At 72.0% G+C, this 17,282-nt stretch carries 17 protein-coding genes; 5 read left to right on the top strand and 12 right to left on the bottom strand.

Features of this window, described 5'->3' with window-relative positions:
* Positions 1 to 62 precede the first annotated feature (62 nt).
* From R9X44_RS19935 to R9X44_RS19945, 3 genes are read left to right on the top strand one after another with little or no spacing between them, the layout of a single operon-like run.
* Positions 63 to 1,028, top strand: coding sequence for an NAD(P)H-quinone oxidoreductase (locus R9X44_RS19935; RefSeq protein ID WP_319815713.1), 966 nt, complete (start codon positions 63 to 65; stop codon positions 1,026 to 1,028).
* A complete protein-coding gene (locus tag R9X44_RS19940; RefSeq protein ID WP_319815714.1) occupies positions 1,025 to 1,561 on the top strand; it encodes a bacterial proteasome activator family protein in 537 nt (178 codons plus the stop codon). The genes R9X44_RS19935 and R9X44_RS19940 overlap by 4 nt, the downstream gene beginning before the upstream one ends.
* A gap of 49 nt (positions 1,562 to 1,610) precedes the next feature.
* Positions 1,611 to 2,411, top strand: coding sequence for a Cof-type HAD-IIB family hydrolase (locus R9X44_RS19945; protein ID WP_319815715.1), 801 nt, complete (start codon positions 1,611 to 1,613; stop codon positions 2,409 to 2,411).
* A 43-nt stretch (positions 2,412 to 2,454) separates the two neighbouring features.
* Here R9X44_RS19945 and serS read toward each other — a convergent pair whose 3' ends face one another.
* The 7 genes from serS to R9X44_RS19980 all read right to left on the bottom strand — a co-directional run bounded on the left by serS (position 2,455) and on the right by R9X44_RS19980 (position 8,927).
* On the bottom strand, positions 2,455 to 3,714 hold the full coding sequence (gene serS / locus R9X44_RS19950) for a serine--tRNA ligase (RefSeq protein ID WP_319815716.1): 1,260 nt from the start codon (positions 3,712 to 3,714) through the stop codon (positions 2,455 to 2,457).
* Positions 3,715 to 3,809: 95 nt separating this feature from the next.
* On the bottom strand, positions 3,810 to 4,793 hold the full coding sequence (locus R9X44_RS19955; protein WP_319815717.1) for a hypothetical protein: 984 nt from the start codon (positions 4,791 to 4,793) through the stop codon (positions 3,810 to 3,812).
* A gap of 151 nt (positions 4,794 to 4,944) precedes the next feature.
* Complete coding sequence (locus R9X44_RS19960) at positions 4,945 to 5,709, bottom strand: enoyl-CoA hydratase/isomerase family protein (RefSeq protein ID WP_319815718.1); 765 nt, start codon at positions 5,707 to 5,709, stop codon at positions 4,945 to 4,947.
* Between the two features lie 26 nt (positions 5,710 to 5,735).
* Positions 5,736 to 6,239, bottom strand: coding sequence for an N-acetyltransferase (locus R9X44_RS19965; RefSeq protein WP_319815719.1), 504 nt, complete (start codon positions 6,237 to 6,239; stop codon positions 5,736 to 5,738).
* Positions 6,236 to 7,156, bottom strand: a complete 921-nt coding sequence (gene pheA / locus R9X44_RS19970) for a prephenate dehydratase (protein ID WP_319815720.1) — start codon at positions 7,154 to 7,156, stop codon at positions 6,236 to 6,238. The genes R9X44_RS19965 and pheA overlap by 4 nt, the downstream gene beginning before the upstream one ends.
* Positions 7,157 to 7,206: 50 nt before the next feature.
* Entirely contained in the window at positions 7,207 to 7,647 is a 441-nt protein-coding gene (locus R9X44_RS19975; RefSeq protein WP_319815784.1) for a DUF4446 family protein, read from the bottom strand.
* Entirely contained in the window at positions 7,647 to 8,927 is a 1,281-nt protein-coding gene (locus R9X44_RS19980) for a glycosyltransferase 87 family protein (RefSeq protein ID WP_319815721.1), read from the bottom strand. The genes R9X44_RS19975 and R9X44_RS19980 overlap by 1 nt, the downstream gene beginning before the upstream one ends.
* Before the next feature lie 72 nt (positions 8,928 to 8,999).
* On the opposite strand from R9X44_RS19980, the gene R9X44_RS19985 reads away from it, so the two are divergent.
* On the top strand, positions 9,000 to 11,174 hold the full coding sequence (locus tag R9X44_RS19985) for a hypothetical protein (protein WP_319815722.1): 2,175 nt from the start codon (positions 9,000 to 9,002) through the stop codon (positions 11,172 to 11,174).
* Here R9X44_RS19985 and R9X44_RS19990 read toward each other — a convergent pair.
* The 3 genes from R9X44_RS19990 to R9X44_RS20000 are packed head-to-tail and all read right to left on the bottom strand — an operon-like array spanning position 11,059 to position 13,732.
* Positions 11,059 to 12,567 carry a hypothetical protein gene (locus tag R9X44_RS19990; RefSeq protein WP_319815723.1) on the bottom strand — a complete coding sequence of 503 codons (1,509 nt, stop codon included), beginning with the start codon at positions 12,565 to 12,567 and terminating at the stop codon, positions 11,059 to 11,061. The two genes, R9X44_RS19985 and R9X44_RS19990, sit on opposite strands and share 116 nt — an antisense overlap.
* 29 nt (positions 12,568 to 12,596) lie before the next feature.
* Positions 12,597 to 13,340 (bottom strand): glycosyltransferase family 2 protein, encoded by a 744-nt coding sequence (locus tag R9X44_RS19995; RefSeq protein ID WP_319815724.1) that lies wholly within the window; start codon positions 13,338 to 13,340, stop codon positions 12,597 to 12,599.
* Between the two features lie 53 nt (positions 13,341 to 13,393).
* The gene (locus tag R9X44_RS20000; protein ID WP_123669586.1) at positions 13,394 to 13,732 is read right to left on the bottom strand and encodes an STAS domain-containing protein; all 339 of its coding nucleotides are present in this window, start codon (positions 13,730 to 13,732) and stop codon (positions 13,394 to 13,396) included.
* Between the two features lie 164 nt (positions 13,733 to 13,896).
* Between R9X44_RS20000 and R9X44_RS20005 the strand changes: the two genes are divergently transcribed.
* Positions 13,897 to 14,262 carry a hypothetical protein gene (locus R9X44_RS20005; protein ID WP_319815725.1) on the top strand — a complete coding sequence of 122 codons (366 nt, stop codon included), beginning with the start codon at positions 13,897 to 13,899 and terminating at the stop codon, positions 14,260 to 14,262.
* A gap of 497 nt (positions 14,263 to 14,759) precedes the next feature.
* Here the strand turns inward: R9X44_RS20005 and R9X44_RS20010 are convergent, their stop codons facing one another.
* Together R9X44_RS20010 and R9X44_RS20015 are read right to left on the bottom strand one after the other, a co-directional pair.
* Entirely contained in the window at positions 14,760 to 15,221 is a 462-nt protein-coding gene (locus R9X44_RS20010) for an ATP-binding protein (protein WP_319815726.1), read from the bottom strand.
* Positions 15,222 to 15,387: 166 nt separating this feature from the next.
* Positions 15,388 to 17,274: a PAS domain S-box protein gene (locus R9X44_RS20015; protein WP_319815785.1), complete on the bottom strand. Its 1,887-nt coding sequence runs from the start codon at positions 17,272 to 17,274 to the stop codon at positions 15,388 to 15,390.
* Positions 17,275 to 17,282 lie beyond the last annotated feature (8 nt).

The following is a 17,282-nucleotide window of genomic DNA, read 5'->3' on the forward strand; positions in this document are numbered from 1 at the left end:
ACGATAGCGGGCCGGGGGGCTTGCGTGCTCCGCGAAGCGGGCGGATGGGTAGCGTGAGGGGCATGTATGCGATCTCCGTTGACGCGCCGGGCGGGCCTGAGGCCCTGGTGTGGGGTGAGGTGCCCGATCCCGAGGTGGGCGCGGGGGAGGTGCTGGTCGACGTCGTCGCCAGCGCCGTGAACCGGGCCGATGTCCTGCAGCGGATGGGGTTCTACGACCCGCCGCCCGGAAGCTCGCCGTATCCGGGGCTTGAGGTGTCCGGGCGGATCAGCGCGCTGGGGCCCGGGGTCGAGGGCTGGAAGGTCGGCGACGAGGTCTGCGCGCTCCTGGCCGGTGGGGGGTATGCCCAGAAGGTGGCAGTTCCGCAGGGCCAGTTGCTACCGGTTCCCGAGGGGGTGTCCCTGGTCGACGCAGCGGCGCTGCCCGAGGTCGTCTGCACGGTCTGGTCGAACGTCTTCCTCGACGCCGGGCTCACCAAGGGCGACAGGTTCCTCGTACACGGGGGCGGCAGCGGGATCGGCACGATGGCGATCCAGCTCGCCAAGGCGGCCGGCGCGTACGTCGCCTGCACGGTCGGCACCCCCGAGAAGGCCGAACGCTGCCGTGAGCTGGGCGCGGACCTCACGATCAACTATCGGACCGAGGACTTCGTGGAGTCCGGGAAGTACGACGTGATCCTCGACAACATGGGCGCGAAGTACCTCGACCGCAACGTCACCGCCCTGGCCGCCGGCGGCCGCCTGATGGTCATCGGGCTCCAGGGCGGCGGGAAGGGCGAACTCGATCTCGGCAAGCTGCTCACCAAGCGCGCCTCGGTCCACGCAACCTCACTGCGCGCCCGCTCGTTGGACGACAAGGCGCGCATCGTCGCCTCGGTGCGCGAGCGGGCATGGCCGCTGATCTCCGCCGGCGCGGTCCGGCCGGTGATCGACAGGGTCGTGCCGATGCCGGAGGCCGCGCAGGCGCATCGGCTGATGGAGAACAGCGGCCACTTCGGGAAGATCTTGTTGGAGACTGGGGAGTCATGAGCGAACAGGAGCAGGAGCCGCAGGTGCTGATCGTCGGACCGGGCAAGATCGGTGACGCGCACGGCGACGAGGTCGGCGGCGACGAGGACCAGCGTCCGCTGACCGAGATGGTCGAGCAGCCCGCCAAGGTCATGCGCATCGGCGGCATGATCAGGCAGCTGCTCGAGGAGGTGAAGGCCGCCCCGCTTGACGAGGCCAGCCGCGTCCGCCTCAGGGAGATCCACACCTCCTCGATCAAGGAGCTGGAAGACGGCCTCGCCCCCGAACTCGTCGAGGAGCTGGAACGGCTGTCGCTGCCGTTCGCCTCGGAGGTGCCGAGCGAGGCCGAGCTGCGGATCGCCCAGGCCCAGCTCGTCGGCTGGCTCGAGGGGCTGTTCCACGGCATCCAGACCACGCTGTTCGCCCAGCAGATGGCCGCCCGCGCGCAGCTCGAGCAGATGCGCAGGGCGCTTCCGGCGGGCATGGTCCCGCCCGGCGGCCGCGAGGAGGAGCAGCCCCGCGGCGGCGGCATGACCAACGGGCCCTACCTGTAAGGAGTCGAGCCGTAGGGGCCGACGACGCCGTCGGCCCCGCGGCGTCACCATGAAGCTCATCGCCACCGATCTCGACGGCACCCTCGTCCGTTCCGACGGTTCCGTCTCCCCCCGTACCGTGGCCGCGCTCGCCCGCGCAGAGCGGGCGGGCCTCGCCGTGCTCATGGTGACCGGCCGTCCGCCGCGCTGGATGAAGGCGGTGGCCCAGGAGATCGGCAACCGGGGCCAGGCCATCTGCGCCAACGGCGCGGTCGTGTACGACCTGGTCACCGAGCGGATCGTCAGCCGCCGCACGATTCCGGAAACCGTCCTCGGCGAGGTGATCGCCCGGCTCCGCTCGGAGTTGCCCGAGTTGCGGTTCGCCGTGGAGTACGGCGAGGGGTTCGTGTTCGAGGAGCGCTACCGGCGCGGCTCGTGGGACCTGAGCCGGATGGGCGGCGAGGCCGTCGATGACGCGGGCCTCATCGCGCGTCCGGCGACCAAGCTGCTGGGCCTGCACCCCGACACCGACGCCGACGCGCTCATGGCGCACGCGGTCAAGGCCGTGGGCGACCTCGTGACGATCACCCGCGCCTCGAGCAGGTCGCTGCTGGAGATCAGCGCGCACGGCGTCACCAAGGCGACCGCCCTCGAGGAGTACTGCGCCGCGCGCGGCGTGGGCCCCGCCGACGTCGTCGCGTTCGGCGACATGCCCAACGACCTGCCGATGCTCACCTGGGCGGGCCGCCCGTACGCGATGGCCAACGCGCACCCGGCGGTGCTCGCGGCGATCCCGGCCCGCACCCCGGCCGACAACGACGGCGACGGCGTCGCGGCGATCCTCGAGGAACTCCTCGACGCCTTCGCCTGACGGGTCTCCGCCCGCGCCCTGAGGACGCGGGCGGCGGACCGCCTCAGCGGCCGATCGGCTCGAGCACCTCGCGGCCCCCGAGGAACTTCCGGAGCGCCTCGGGCACCCGGACCGACCCGTCGGCCTGCTGGTGGTTCTCCAGGATCGCCACGATCCACCTGGTGGTCGCCAGGGTGCCGTTCAGCGTCGCGACGGGCTGCGGCTTGCCCTCGCCGTCGCGCGAGCGGATCGACAGCCGCCGCGACTGGAAGGTCGTGCAGTTCGACGTGCTGGTCAGCTCGCGGTAGGTGTGCTGGGTCGGCACCCACGCCTCGCAGTCGAACTTGCGCGCGGCGCTCGCGCCGAGGTCACCGGCGGCGGTGTCGATGATCCGGTAGGGCAGCTCGACCTTGGCGAGCATCTCCTTCTCCCACTCAAGCAGCCGCAGGTGCTCGGCGTGCGCGTCGGCGGGGTCGACGTAGGAGAACATCTCGACCTTGTCGAACTGGTGGACCCGGATGATGCCCCGGGTGTCCTTGCCGTAGGAGCCGGCCTCGCGACGGAAGCAGCTCGACCACCCGGCGTACCGTTTGGGCAGGTCCGTCAGGATCTCGTTCATGTGGTACCCGGCGAGGCCCACCTCGGCGGTGCCGACGAGGTAGAGGTCGTCGGCGGGCAGGTGGTAGACCTCGGGCGCGTGGTTGCCGAGGAACCCGGTGCCCTCCATGGTCTCCGGCTTGACCAGCACCGGCACGTACATCGGGACGAATCCGGCGGCGACCGCCTGTTCCATCGCGAGGTTCAGCAGCGCCAGCTGGAGCTGCATGCCGACGCCGGTGAGGAAGTAGAAGCGCGATCCCGAGACCTTCGCGCCGCGTTCCATGTCGATCGCGCCGAGCAGCTCGCCGAGCTCGAGGTGGTCGCGCGGGGTGAAGTCGAAGGTCGGGATCTCCCCCACCGTCTCCAGGACGACGTAATCGTCCTCACCGCCCGCGGGGGCGTCCTCGATCACGTTCGGGACCGAGCGGAGCAGCGCGTTGAGCTCCTGGCCGAGCGCGTCGGACTCGGCCTCGGCCTCCTTGACGCCCTGGGCCAGCTCCTTGGCCTTGGCCAGCAGGGCCTGCTTCTCCTCGCCCTGGGCCCGGGAGACGAGCTTGCCGGAACTCTTCTGCTCCGCGCGCAACTGCTCGAACCGGGTCAGCGCGGCGCGGCGGCGCTCGTCGAGGCCGAGCAGGGAGTCGACGACTGCCTCGTCCTCGCCTCGGGCACGCTGGGAGACGCGCACGCGTTCGGGGTCGTCACGAAGGGCTCGCAGGTCAATCACAGACCCGAGGTTATCGCTCTTGCGACCCCTCATGCTCCGGGTTATCCACAGGGTCGGGTCGCGCGCCGACCCGACCCCGCGGGTTCAAGGGGGCGTCAGCGCACGTCCACGAAGGTCTTGCCGCTGGTGACCTTGAAGTCGGCGCCTGTGCCCTTGTAGACGGCACGCCAGTAGCCGTCGCGGTGGGCGGTGAACTTCTTGCTGTACTTGCCGTTCGCGCCGACCCACGCGTTGGCCTTGAAGGTCCACTTGCTCGAGCCCTTGGCGCGGAAGTAGACGCCGACGTGGACGCGGCCGAGCGCCGCCCAGACGCCGTCGACCTTGTGGCCGAGGGAGCCGTGGACGCGGACCTTGCCCTTGTAGCGGACCTTCTTGGGCGTGGCCGACGCCGACAGACGGGTCGGGTAACGCGAGTCGACCCAGATCTTGCGCTCGGTCTGCGCCCAGCCGTCGGCGGCCGGGTTGCCCGCGGCGACGACGAGCCAGGTGCCGTCCTGGGCGACGGTCGGCGCGAAGCGGAACTTGCCCTTGCCGTCGGCCGCGCCGGACGCCACGTGGCTCCAGTTCTGGCCGTCGGGGGAGAACAGCAGGTCGAGCGACGCCCCGGCCAGCGCGACGCGTCCGGCGAGGCCGACCCGGTAGACGCGGCCTGAGATGTTGATGGGCTTGTTCTGTGCGACGGGCCTCGGCTTGGCGGTGAAGCCGTCGATGCCGGTGCGGTAGCGGACGCTGTAGTACGGCGACGTCGCGGTGGACTCGTCGTAGGAGGAGTCGCCGAAGAAGTCGGCGGTGAAGACGCCGCTCTGCGGCACCCGGAGTTCTGCGATGTACAGGCCCTGACCGTTGGTCTCGACTATCTGGCGCTTGCCCGCGACGTTCACGAGGATGTCGCGGCGGCCGAGCGCCTTGCCGCCGGTGCCGGTCAGCTTGCCGGTGACGGTGACCTCGTCGCCGATGTAGGCGGGGGCGGCGGCGACCTTGATGGTGAGCGTGGTGCGGACCGCGGCGTGGGCGGGCGCGGCGAACACGATGCCGCCTGCGAGGAGCGCCAGGCCGGTGGGTACGGCGATGATGCGCACGGGTCCTCCGAGGGGGACGGGAGGGATTCCGGAGATCTCCGGAACAGTCGTGATCTTTGACTGGAACCCGTTATATCAGGAATCTCAGAAAAATCAGGGACCCGAAGCAACCTCCTGACGCACTCGTGTGTCGGGGATTCGGCGTCGGGGGTCAGCCGGACTGCGGGCGCGTCCAGGTGAAGTGCGGCGCGCGACGCTCCTTGAACGCCGCGACGCCCTCGGCCGCGTCCGGCCCCGAGATCGACGCCGCCTGCCACTCCTCGAGCCGCGCGTCCGTCATGGTCCCCGCGACGAACCCGTCGATGATCTCCTTGGCGGCCTCGTGGCTGAACTGCGAGCGCGACAGGACGACGTCGACGTACTCCGCGACGCGTCCGTCGAGGTCGTCGGCGATCTCCTGGACGAACCCGAGGCGCAGCGCGTGCGCCGCGTCGATCAGATCGGCCGAGTACAGCAGGTACTTGGCCGCGGCGGGCCCGACCAGCGCGACGAGGCGGCGGATCGCGGTCGGCGGGTAGACGATGCCGATCTTGGCGGGGGTGATCGCGAAGCGCGCGCCCGGGTCGGCGAAGCGCACGTCGCACGCGCCCGCGAGCTGCCAGCCGCCGCCGACGCAGAAGCCGCGGATCGCCGCGATCGTCGGCTTCGGGAAGTCCGCGAGCGCGGCCTCCGCGCGGGACGAGAGGTTCGCGTCGCCCGCCGCGTTGATCGAGGCGAGCTCGGTGATGTCCGCGCCCGCGCAGAAGTGGTCGCCTTCCCCGGTCAGTACGAGCGCGCGTACGCCGGGGTCCTTGGCGAGCCCGTGGAGGAGGTCGGGCAGCTCACGCCACATGGCGGCGGTCATCGCGTTGCGTTTGGCGGGGTGGGAGATCGTCACGGTGGCGACGCCGCCCTTGACGCCGGTTTCCAGGCTCATGACCGAGATCGTACCTGTGGGTAACTTCACAGACCCATGATGGGCGGAGCGTAAGCGAACTCGCCGAGGCCCTCAGGGCGGTAAGTCGTCAGCGCGCGCGCTTGGAAGTGCACGCCCCACGCCGGGTCAGGCGCGTGGACGCCGAGGTCGGAGGCGGGCACGAAGCCGAACCTGCCGTAGTAGTCGGGGTCGCCGAGCAGCGCGACGAACGGCTCGTCGAGCGCGTCGGCCGCGCCGAGGACCGCGTGCATCAGCGCCTTGCCCACGCCCGAGCGCTGCACGTCGGGCCGCACCGACAGCGGCGCGAGGCCGAGCGCGGGCGTGTCCCCCGCCCTTCCCCGCGTCGCCAGGACGTGCCCGACGACGTCGCCGCCGAGCTCCGCCACGAGGGACAGCTCAGGAATCCAGGCGGGATCGGCGCGCAGCGCGTCGACCAGCGGGGCCTCGGCCGCGTGCGGCCCGCCGAACGCGGCGGCGACGATCTCGCGGACGGCGGCCGCGTCCCCCGGACGCTCCCGGCGGATGATCAAGACTTGCCCCGGATACCCGCCAGCCAGTCGGAGGCGGCCGCGAAGTCCTCGTCGGCGGTGCCGCGCCTGGCGACCGGGCGCACCCCGTCAGCGGCCGGGTAGCTGCCGACGAACCTGACCTCGGCGCAGACCCGGCGCAGGCCCATCAGCGCCTCGCCGACGCGCGCGTCCTCGACGTGGCCCTCGAAGTCGATCCAGAACAGGTACGAGCCGAGCCCGGCCCCGGTGGGCCGCGACTGGATCAGCGTCAGGTTGATGCCCCGGACGAAGAACTCCTGGAGGATCTGCAGCAGCGCGCCCGCGTGGTCGTCGCGGATGTAGGCGACGACGGTGGTGCGGTCGCGGCCGGTGCGCGCCGGCGGCGGGCACGGGAGGCCGAGCTCCACGAACCTGGTGACGGCCCCGTCGACATCGTGGATCTTCGACGCGAGCGCCGTCAGCCCGTACCGCGCGCCCGCGAAGGACCCGGCGAGCGCCGCGTCGTACAGGCCGTCCGCGACGTGCTGGGCGGCCTCCGCGTTCGACGTCGCGGCCCGCCACTCGGCGTCCGGGACGTGCGCGGCGAGCCAGCGGCGGCACTGCGGCTGCGCGTGCGGGTGCGACGCGACTGTCTTGATGTCCGCGAGCGCCGTGCCCGGACGGACAAGAAGGGCGAACTCCACGGGAAGGTGGATCTCCGACACGATCTGGAGCTGCTCGCCCGTGGCCAGCTCGTCAAGGGTGGTGGGGACCGACCCCTCGACCGAGTTCTCCAGGGCCACGACCGCACGCTCGGCGAACCCGCTGCGCACCGCGTCGAGCGCGGCGGGCACCGTCGAGAACGGCACACGCTCGGCCTGCGCGGCACCGGGAAGCGTCAACAGCGCGGCCTCGGTGAACGTTCCTTCGGGCCCCAGGTAGGCGTAACGGTCAGGCATGAAACGAAAGGGTAATGGAAGGACCCGTGTTCTGAGCTGCTCAGGGGCTCTTAGCCCCCTACGGGGGCTCCGAAGTCCGCCAGAGGGTCGTCCATCTCTACGACCGGGCCTCGGCCGAGGCGGGCGGCGCGTAGGGCGTGCTCCTCCTCGGGGGAGAGCATCTGGGGGCTGCGGCCGCCCTGGACGACCTTGGCGTAGGTGCGGGTCTCGCTGCGGCCGTTGATCGAGCTGATCACGACGCCGTCGCCCGCGGCGTCGAGCACGGCGAGCGAGAACGACAGCTCGCCGGACATCTCGGCGAGCGCGTCGTACCGCACGATCGCCAGATCGCGCAGCGCCTTCTTGTCCACCCCTGTGGCCACCTGCATCTGCCTGCGCAGGACGTCGGCGCACTCCTCGACGACCCTGCTGACGCGGCTGCGCGCGACGAGCGCCATGGACAGGCCGGCCAATCCGCTGAGAGCGCCCACAACGGCGACGGTGATAAGCATCACGGGGTGAGCGTACCCATGACCGCGCGGTCCGGGCCTTCTTCCCCGGTCGGCTTGGGTGTTTCCCGCCACATTTCGTGCACCAGCCAGACACCGAGGACGAACAGCAGGGCGATCGCGCCGAGCCCGTAGGAGCTCTGCATGAGCCGTCCGAGTGCCTGTTCCCAGACCGGGAGCCGGCCTTGGATGTGGGATGTTCCCCACCAGGGCGTCTGAAGCACGTAGAACAGCCACACACCGGCTGCGGCAAGACAACGCCGGAGGTTGCGCCCGTCTCCCGCCAGAGCGCCCACGACCGGGATGATCCACACAAGGTGGTGGATCCAGGCCACCGGCGACAGCAGCACCGCGAGCAGCCCCGCGACCGCGACCCCGGCCGTCTCGGCGGACCACGCGTTGGCCGGGGACAGCGCCCCCGACGCGCCGAGCAGCGAGAGCCGCCGCGCGTAGTGGAACCCGACGAACGCCACAAGCGCGACGGCGGCCGCCCAGACCAGCGAGGTGACCATGTCCGGCCAGTACATGCGCAGCAGGAAGCCGCGCAGCGACTGGTTGGAGGTGCCGAGGTTCGAGCCGACCCTATCGCTGGCCAGCAGCGCGCCGAACCAGAAGTCCACCGAGTCGCGCGGCAGCACCGCGAACGTCGCGACGGTCGCCGCACCGGCCGTGAGCACGGCGTTCCCGGCCGCCTCACGCCGCCGGGTGACGAGGAAGTAGATCAGGAAGACGCCCGGCACGAGCTTGACGGCGGTCGCCAGCCCGACGAGCATCCCGCGCGGCCAGTACGTACGCGGCGCGAGGCAGTCGATCAGGCACAGCGCGAGGATGAACAGCCCGACCTGCCCGAACCGCACCTGGTCGTAGACCGGCAGCGGTTGGACGAGCGCGGCGACGAGCACGCCGAACAGCAGCGGCCCGAAATCGCCCACGCGGGCGAGCAGCGGACGGAACGCCCAGTACGCCGACAAAGCGAGCGCCGCAAGGATCAACCCCACCATGACGCCCTGGGCGGCGGGCCACGGCAGCCACGCCATCGGCACCGCGAGGATCGCCGAGAAGGGCGGATAGGTGAACGGGAGCAGTTGGGGGGCCTGCGTCACGAAGTCGTAGACGGGCGTGCCGTCCAGGACCGCCTGTCCGGCCGTCCGGTAGACGTCGAGGTCGACGAGGCGCTGGTCCTCGGGGTTGGTGAGCCAGCGCGCGGCGACCGGGACGAGCGCGGCGCAGGCCACGAGAAGGCCGCCGACGGCGGCCAGGGGGCGTCTCCAGGGTCCGGCCATGGGTCCATCCTGACGCAAGGCGACCACTAACCTGGGGACGAGCGTCGACAAAGGGCCCCTTGGGGAGGTGCCGTGACCCGCTGGCGGGTGAAGTGCCGGGACGCCGCCACAGCGGGACGGATCATCCTCCTCGCGCTGGTCGCGGCGTTGATCCCGGTGATCGTGCTGCCGTCTTCGGCGGCGGCCGCGCAGGGGCCGGTGGTCGTCGTCGGCGTCCCCGGGCTCGAATGGTCGGATCTGTCGCCCGGCGACACCCCGACCCTCTGGGAGAAGACCGGCGCGAACGCGGCGGCGTCCCTGTCGATCAGGACGACGACGACCCGCACCTGCCCGATCGACGGCTGGCTGACGCTCTCGGCGGGCCAGCGCGCGCGGCTCGAGCACGGCGCGTGCGCCCTGCCGCCCGCGCCGCGCGCGCTCCCCGGCGGCGGCGCCGAGGTCCCCGGCTGGGCCGAGATCGCCGCGGACAACGAGACAACCTCCTACCAGGCCAAGATCGGCGCGCTCGGCTCGCGCGTCCAGGAGTCCGGCGGCTGCACCCGCGCGGTCGGGCCCGGCGCGGCGCTCGGCGCGGCCGACGTCTCGGGCCGCATCGACGACTACTTCGCGTTCCCCGAGGACGTCGAGGACTGGGCCCGCTGCGCGCTGTCCGTCGTGGAGATAGACGACATCTACCGCGCCCACGTCGAGGCCGGCGTGGACGAGGACGGCGAGCAGGTCGAGCTTCCCGCCGCCGATCGGGCCGAGGCCGCGGCGTCGGCGGACACCAGGATCTCGGCGCTGCTCGGCAGGCTGCCGGAGAACGCGACAGTCCTGCTGGCCGGGCTCGCCGACGCCACGGGCGACCCGCACCTGCACGTCGCGCTCGCCCAGGGGCCCGACTTCGCCGCCGGCTACCTCACCAGCTCCTCGACGCGGCGGCGCGGGCTCGTCACCCTGACCGACCTCACCTCGACGGTCCTGGCGACGCTGGGGCTGTCCCAGCCGTCGGGGATGGTCGGGGCGGCCTGGCGGTCGGACCCGTCGCCGGACACGGCCGCGCAGAAGGCCGACGTCCTGCACGACGAAGATGTGGCAGCACAAGCGATCCGGAGCCTTTCCGGGGCCTTCTTCGTCGTTCTGCTCGCCGCACAGCTCCTGCTCTATGGGTTCGCCGCGCTGTCCCTGCGCCGTCGCGCGTTCGACCGCCGCCGCATCCTCGGGCTGACCAGGATCGTCGCTCTCGGCGGCGCGGCGACCCCGGTCGCGACGTACCTGGCGAACCTCGTCCCGTGGTGGCGGTCCGATCACCCGGTCGTCGCGCTGTGCCTGTGCCTCGCGGCGGCGATCGCCCTGGTCACCGCGGTCTCCGTCGCGGGGCCCTGGCGGCGCACCCTGACGGGCTCCGGCCTGGTCATCGCGATGATCACCGTCGCGGTCCTCGGCGTCGACGTTATGACCGGCTCGCACCTCCAGCTCAACGCGTTCATGGGCTACACCGCCCTTGTGGCGGGCCGCTTCTACGGCTTCGGGAACATGGCGTTCGCGCTGTTCGCGACCGCCGCGATCCTCACCGCCGCCTGGCTCGCCGAACCCCTGGTCCGCGCGGGCAGACGGCGCGCGGCGGCGGCCCTCGCGGTGGTCATCGGGCTCTGCGCGATGGTCATCGACGGGATGCCCGGCTGGGGCAGCGACTTCGGCGGCGTCGTGGCGATCCTGCTGGGCACCGCGGTCCTCGCGCTCCAGCTCGGCGGGCAGCGGGTGTCGGCGGCGCGGATCGCGCTCGCGGGCGCGGCGGGCGCGGCAGTCGTCCTCGGCATGGCGTTCCTCGACTCGCTGCGGGCCGAACCCACCCATCTCGGCAAGTTCTGGGAGCAGCTGGCGGCGGGCGAGGCGTGGGGCGTCGTCACCCGCAAGACAGGGGCGATGCTGCGCAGTTTCGGGGGATATCTACCGTTCACGTTGATGGCGATCAGCGCGCTTCTGTTCCTGTTCCTTGTGCTGGCCAGGCCGTCGGCGTGGCGGGCGTCGGCCCTGGTCCGCGCCTACGACTACAGCCCGACGTTCGCGCCCTCGCTCGTCGCCGTCCTCACCGTCACGCTCGTCGGGATGCTCATGAACGACTCGGGCGTGGTGATCCCCGCGCTGGTGTTCACGCTCGCCGTCCCGCTGGTGCTTGCGGCGTGTGTGCGAGCGCTGGAACTCGACGCCGAGCGAGACACGCCCCCACCAGGGCCGCGAGAACCCCGGCCAGCACAAAAGGCATGACGGTGGCGCGCAGGCCCGTCACGAGCCAGTGCAGGCTCTCCGGCAGCCCGGCGAGCCGCGGATCGCGCGCGGGCAGGTAGGCGAGGCTCAGCGCGACGGTCCTGGCCAGCATGATCCAGTCGAACCGCGACCACGGAAGCAGCACGAGGACGGCCCAGCCGAGCCCGTCGTACCAGGGCAGCGCGTAGGACGCGGCGAACAGCCAGGCCAGCACGAGCGCGGCGGCGGTGCGGACTGAGGCGTCGGCGTCGGGCAGGGCGCGGCCGAGCAGCCACAGCAGCACCACCAGCAGGCACAGCGACAGCAGCGGCACGAGGTCCTTGGCCAGGCCGACGCCCAGGACGCCGCCGCCGCGCCCGGCGACCAGGTGCCAGGGGTTGGCCAGGGAGACGAACTGCGAGGCCGTCCTGACCTGGTCGAAGGCGCGCAGCCCCACGACCGCGTAGGCCCCGCCCGCGACCAGCAGCGCCCCGCCCCCGAGCGCGGCCAGCCCGGCCCAGCGGCGGCCGCGCAGCAGCGTCAGGGCGGGTCCCCCGCCGACGAACCCTGCCGGGAACTTCATCGCGACGGCGGCCCCGGTCAACGCGCCCGCGCCGAACGCCCGCCACACCTCCCCCGCCTTCGCCGCCCGGCCCAGCGCCCCGGTGAAGATCGCGAGGGCGAGGACCGCGGCGGCGATGCCGAGGACGTCGTTGTGCGCCCCCGCGACGAGCTGGTAGAGCAGCAGCGGGTTGGCCGACCAGAGCAGCGCGGCGCGCAGCCGCCCCGCGTCGTCGCGCGCGATCTTGCGCAGCACGAGGCCGACCCCGACGAACACCAGCGCGTTGATCAGCGAGAGCGCGAAGACCGTGCCGCGCACCGAGTCGCCGCCCGCCCAGGCGGCGAACTCCTGCGTCCAGGTGACGAACGGCCCGTATACCGACGGGGTCGTCCGCCATTCCTGGACGGCCATGCCGAACGCGTCGGCGCCGAGGTCGGCGGCGGTCGTGGAGTACGGGTCGAGGCCGAGGACGGCCATGTGGCCGTAGGCGGCGTAGTTGAGGTGGTCGGTAGAGCCGACGGGCGGCGTCAGCGCGAACGCCAGCGCCACGAGCGCGCCCGCGACGACGAGGGGCCCGCCGCGCGGCCGCGCGCCCTTGCCGACCGCGTAGAGGCAGCAGCCGAGGCCCGCGCCGCCGAGCAGGATCGCCGCGGCCAGCAGCGAGACGGCCGCGCGCGGCCCGAGCCCCGCGTCAAACGCCCAGGGCGGCCCGCCGCCCGCGCCCAAGGCGGGCTGAACGGCCGAGGGACCGAGGATCGACAGCGCGAGGAAGCCCCCGGCCGACAGCGCGAGCAGCGCGAAGCCGAGACGGGCGGGGACCCGGCCGGGGGAGGCGGGAAGGACGGCGTCCATGGGCGCGCGGGGGGCGGCGGGGAGGCCGGTCAGCGGGGGCGCAGCCGGGCGACCCGGTCGCGCACCACCGGGTCGCGGGTCGCCAGCGCGCGCGCGACGTCACGGAACTGACGCGCCCGGTGCAGCTGGGCGCGCAGGTCGGTGCCGGTGGCCCGGTGCGCCAGCGGGACCTCGACCTCCTTGATCCGGAACCCCCGGTTCAGCAGGTCGATCGTGAGCGCGGTCTCCACCCCGAAGCCGTGCGCGAGCGGGCGCGCCGCCTCGAACGCCGCCCTGGTCAGGCAGCGCTGGCCGTTCAGCGGCTGGGTCGCGGCGAAGCCGGTGGCGCGGCGGATGCCGTCGCGCGACAGCCTGACGACGATGCCGTGCCCGCCCAGCTTGACCGTCGAGGAGAACACCGCGATCGTCATGTCGGCCTCGCCCGCCGCGACCGGCGTGATCAGCGGGGCCGCCTCCCGTGCGGTGTCGGCGAGGTCGGCGTCCAGGAAGAGCAGGTGGCGCGGCCTGACGCCGTCGCGGGTGTCGAGCAGCCGCACCGACTCCGCGCCCGTCTCCATCGCGGCGGCCTTGCCGCGGTTGCGCGCGTGCCGGACGACGTCGGCGCCCGCCTCGGCGGCGATGATCGAGGTGGCGTCGGACGACCCGTCGTCCACGACGAGGACGAGGTCCACGCCGGGGAGGTCGCGGGCGGCCCGGACGGTCGCGCCGATGCGCTCCGCCTCGTTCATGGCCGGGATGATCACCGCGGTGCCGGCCGGCGTTTCGTCGGACATGCCTGCGATCGTAGTGGCGTCGCGGGCCTGCCCGCCGTGCGCCGCGCGGCCCGTCAGGTGGCGTCGAGCGCCGGAACCGCGTCGTGCACGGTGAACACGGTGTCCAGGCCGGTGACCTGGAGGATGCGCTGGACGGCGGGGCGCGGCGCGGCGAGTTCGAAGACCCCTCCGCGTTCGCGGACCCGCTTCATCCCCGAGAGCAGGACGTTCATTCCGGTCGAGTCGCAGAACTCGACCCCGGACAGGTCGACGACGACCCTGTCGAGTTCCTGTTCGCCGAGCAGGGCGGCGAGCGCCTGCTGCAACCTGGGCGCGGTGTACAGGTCCAGCTCACCGACGGCTGAGACGACGGCGTGACCTGCCTGAGATGCAGTCGAGACCTGAAGCTCCATGACGGGCACACTATCGGCCCGCGCGCCAGGTAGCCAGACAGTCTTCGCCAAGTCCGAGTGATTCGCCCAGCCGATTGGTGATGATCCGGTCTACCTGCGGTAACACCAGGTTCGATCTGCACGATCGGGACGCGCGAGACCCCCGGTTTTGGGAAGCTGGACCGGTGAGGAAGCAGCCCGACCGGCAACGCTCCCGGATACGCGACCGCCTTGAGGCGATGCGTTCCCGGGCCGAGAAGTCGACGTCCTGGCGGGTCCCGGTCGCCTACCTGCTGCGCCTGGTCAACCGCGAAGGCGAAGTCCCCGTCCGCGCCCGCCTGACCCGCGAGGACCTTGTCTTCCTCGCCGAGGCCCGCGAGGAGGTGACCCTCCTGGCCAACGCCGCCCTCCAGATCCTCGACCTCCACCACCCGAAGCCGTCCGGCGGCCTGTCCAGCGACCCCGACAACCCCCTCCGCCGCTGCCGAGCCTGCATGACCCGCTGGCCCTGCCCCACCTTCCGCGCCGTAGCCCACACCCTCGACCCCTAACCCACCCCAACCCCCAGGGCTTCAACCGCACCCAGACGCGCCCAAGGCACCCCACGCACACCAACCACACCCAAGCGCGCCCAGGGCACCCACGCACATCAACCGCAACCAGGCACGCCTCAAGCCCGACCAGGCACGCCTTAAGTCCGACCAAGCGCGCCTTAACGCCAACCAAGCGCGCCTCAACCGCACCGAGCAAGCTTCAAGCACAACCACGCACGCCTTAGGTCCGACCAAGCGCGCCTTAACCGCAACCAAGCAGGGTTCAACCGCAACCAACCGGGGGTTGTGAGGGCGCCTTGGGCTGCCCCGGAGGCCCCCCAGGGCCGGAGGGGCAGCCCAAGATCGCGAAGCGCCCGAACCCCGCCTTTCGCGTCCGGTCGCGAGCCCCCAGGCGAGCGGCCGGACGCGAAAGGCAATTCAACGCTGGACGCTCGGGGTGCTGCGCGACGGGGGCACGGCAGCAACCCGAGCTTGGGCAGGACCTTAGCGTTGCCTTAGCTGAGGTTTTGCACGGGGGTGGTGGTTTCTTTGATGAGTGTTCCCGTGCCGTTCATCGCCGGGTAGATCGAGGGGGCGTGCAGGTGGGCCCAGACTGTGCTGCCGTGGTCGTCGCGGCGGACGCCCCAGGCTTGGGAGAGGGTTTCGACTATGCCGAGTCCTCTGCCGCCGAGTGAGGACAGGGCGGGTTGTCCCTTGCGGGGTTCGGTGATGGCGCCGCCGTCGGAGACGGAGAGTTCGACGAGGTCGCCGATGCGGGCCCAGGCGACCTTGATCTGGGGTTCGGGGCCGGGCAGGGGCCGCGCGTGGCGGAGTGCGTTGCTGAGCAGCTCGCTCACGATCACCGCGGCGTCGTCGGCCACTTCGTCGGAGACGCCCCATGCGAGGAGTTCCCGGCCGAGTCTCCGCCGCACCGCCGAGACCCCGGCGGCTGAATGGGGCAGGTGGACGATGCTCATCGTCGGGACCACCTCCATCCGCTTGACCATCTGTACCGACCGAAATGCCCCGTATGACCTGGCAAGAAACCAGGACGAAACAGTGGTTTCCCGGTCCAACGAGTGACCGACCTGTAAGTCACGGCCGATCACCAGGAGACTTTTCCACAGCACGCCCGGTTATTCGTCACACGGACGTTTCGTCCGTCACATCCGCGAACGTTTCCCGCAGGTCGGGGTCCACTGTCTCAGCCATCGGAACCGTCAGCCGCATCCGGGTCCCCCTTCCCGGCCGCGAGTGCGCCGTGACGTCGCCGCCCTGGGCCGTGGCCAGCCTGCGCGCGATGTACAGCCCGAGCCCGACGCCCCCGAACCGCCGCCGGTCCCCCGCCTCGCCCTGCACGAACCGCTCGAAGATCCGCTCGTGGTCGCCCGGCGCGATCCCGACTCCTTCGTCATCGATCGTCACAACGAGACAGCCCCCGGCGACGCCCGCCGCGACCTCGATCAGCCCGCCTTCCGGGGAGTACTTGTAGGCGTTCTCCACGAGCTGCCCGACGATGATGTCGGTCGCCATCATGTCGCCATACGCGGTCGGCAGGCCGTCGGGCACGTCGCACTCGAGCCTGTGCTCCTGCGAGAGCGTGCGGAACGCGGGCACGACCCGGTGCAGCAGCCCGCCGAGGTCGAACGGCGCGGGCGTCACCGGGGGCCGCGCCGAGCCCGCGCGCGAGCCGAGCAGCAGCTGTTCGACGAGCTTGCCCATCGCCCTCCCCCGGTCGGCGATCAGCCCGACGGCCTTGCGCCGCTCGGCGTCGGGCAGCTCGTCCCAGCGGGTCACCAGCGTCTCGGCGAAGCCCTGCACAACGGTGATCGGGGTGCGCAGCTCGTGCCCGGTCGTGGCGAGGAAGAGGTCTTTTGACTCCTCGAGCTCCTTGGCGGCGGTCACGTCGCGGAAGTCCACGACGATCTCGCCGGTCTCCTCGATCCGCGCGGCGAGCACGTCGATCCATGTGCCGTTCGGCAGCAGATGGGTGACGGTCTCGCCGGGGGAGAAGGGGAAAGGAAGGCCGGAGCCCAGCGCGCTGATGGCGTCCCGGCCTGTGATGCGGGTGGCCGCCGGGTTCCACTGGCAGACCAGGCCCTGGGTGTCGAGCACGGCGATCCCGTCGGCGGAGGCGTCGATGACGGCCCGCTCGTGCGCGCGCTGGCGGACGACCTCCTGGTAGGCGACCGCGTTGCCGACGGCGACGCCCGCGTGCCCGGCCAGCAGTTCGAGGAGTTCGAGTTCGGTGTGGCCGGTCGTGCGCCCGGCGAACAGCGCGTACAAAGCGCCGTAAGGCCGGTTGGCGAGGTGCGCCATGCCGAGCGCGACGGTGTGCAGGTCGGGCAGGCGCTGCCAGATCAGGTCGGTGACCCGCTGCCCCGACGCGAGCATCACGTCACGGCCGGAGTCGAGCAGCTCGGTCACCAGGCTCGGTTCGAGGTCGACGGCCGTGCCGAGCATCTCGTCCGGCAGGCCGCGAGCGGTCACCAGCCGCAGCCTGCTCCCCTCGATCCTGACGAACGCGGCGGCGTCCGCGCCGGTCAGCTCGACCAGCGCCGCGGTGATCCGGTCGAGGACGAGATCGAGGTCGAGCGCCGCGTTGAGGTCGGCGAGAATGTCATTCAGCCGACGGACGAGCCGCGCCTTCTCCGCGACGGCACGGGTCTCCGGCTCGGCCACCGGGTGGAAGACCGACACCCACCCGGTGAGCCCGCCTTCGGCGTCGCGTAGCGCGCTTGTGTCGATGCGTACGTCGATCAGGTCACGCGCGCGGGTACGCCGCCGCGTCCCGATCGACACGTGCGACCCCACCGAGCGGACCCGCTCGAGGACCGCGTGGTGTTCGGCGGTCAGCTCGTCGGGGACGATCGGCGGGACACGTCCGGCGATCTCCTCGGCGGACCAGCCGAACAGCCGCTCGGCCGCCGGGTTCCAGAGTGTGACCCGCCCGGCCTCGTCCACCGCCACGATCGGATCGGCGGCGCTCGCCAGCACCGCGCGCGCGTTCCGTTCCTCGTCTGGGAGCATCACGCCCG

It is taken from the genome of Actinocorallia sp. A-T 12471 (assembly GCF_033875155.1).
Classification (GTDB): Bacteria; Actinomycetota; Actinomycetes; order Streptosporangiales; family Streptosporangiaceae; genus Actinocorallia.

Excerpts from the sequence above, each read along its gene's own strand:
- R9X44_RS19935 (WP_319815713.1), top strand. The coding sequence starts at position 63 with ATGTATGCGATCTCCGTTGACGCGCCGGGCGGGCCTGAGGCCCTGGTG.
- R9X44_RS19940 (WP_319815714.1), top strand. The coding sequence starts at position 1,025 with ATGAGCGAACAGGAGCAGGAGCCGCAGGTGCTGATCGTCGGACCGGGC.
- R9X44_RS19945 (WP_319815715.1), top strand. The coding sequence starts at position 1,611 with ATGAAGCTCATCGCCACCGATCTCGACGGCACCCTCGTCCGTTCCGAC.
- R9X44_RS19960 (WP_319815718.1), bottom strand. The coding sequence starts at position 5,709 with ATGAGCCTGGAAACCGGCGTCAAGGGCGGCGTCGCCACCGTGACGATC.
- pheA (WP_319815720.1), bottom strand. The coding sequence starts at position 7,156 with ATGCCTGACCGTTACGCCTACCTGGGGCCCGAAGGAACGTTCACCGAG.
- R9X44_RS19975 (WP_319815784.1), bottom strand. The coding sequence starts at position 7,647 with ATGCTTATCACCGTCGCCGTTGTGGGCGCTCTCAGCGGATTGGCCGGC.
- R9X44_RS19980 (WP_319815721.1), bottom strand. The coding sequence starts at position 8,927 with ATGGCCGGACCCTGGAGACGCCCCCTGGCCGCCGTCGGCGGCCTTCTC.
- R9X44_RS19990 (WP_319815723.1), bottom strand. The coding sequence starts at position 12,567 with ATGGACGCCGTCCTTCCCGCCTCCCCCGGCCGGGTCCCCGCCCGTCTC.
- R9X44_RS19995 (WP_319815724.1), bottom strand. The coding sequence starts at position 13,340 with ATGTCCGACGAAACGCCGGCCGGCACCGCGGTGATCATCCCGGCCATG.
- R9X44_RS20000 (WP_123669586.1), bottom strand. The coding sequence starts at position 13,732 with ATGGAGCTTCAGGTCTCGACTGCATCTCAGGCAGGTCACGCCGTCGTC.
- R9X44_RS20010 (WP_319815726.1), bottom strand. The coding sequence starts at position 15,221 with ATGAGCATCGTCCACCTGCCCCATTCAGCCGCCGGGGTCTCGGCGGTG.
- R9X44_RS20015 (WP_319815785.1), bottom strand. The coding sequence starts at position 17,274 with ATGCTCCCAGACGAGGAACGGAACGCGCGCGCGGTGCTGGCGAGCGCC.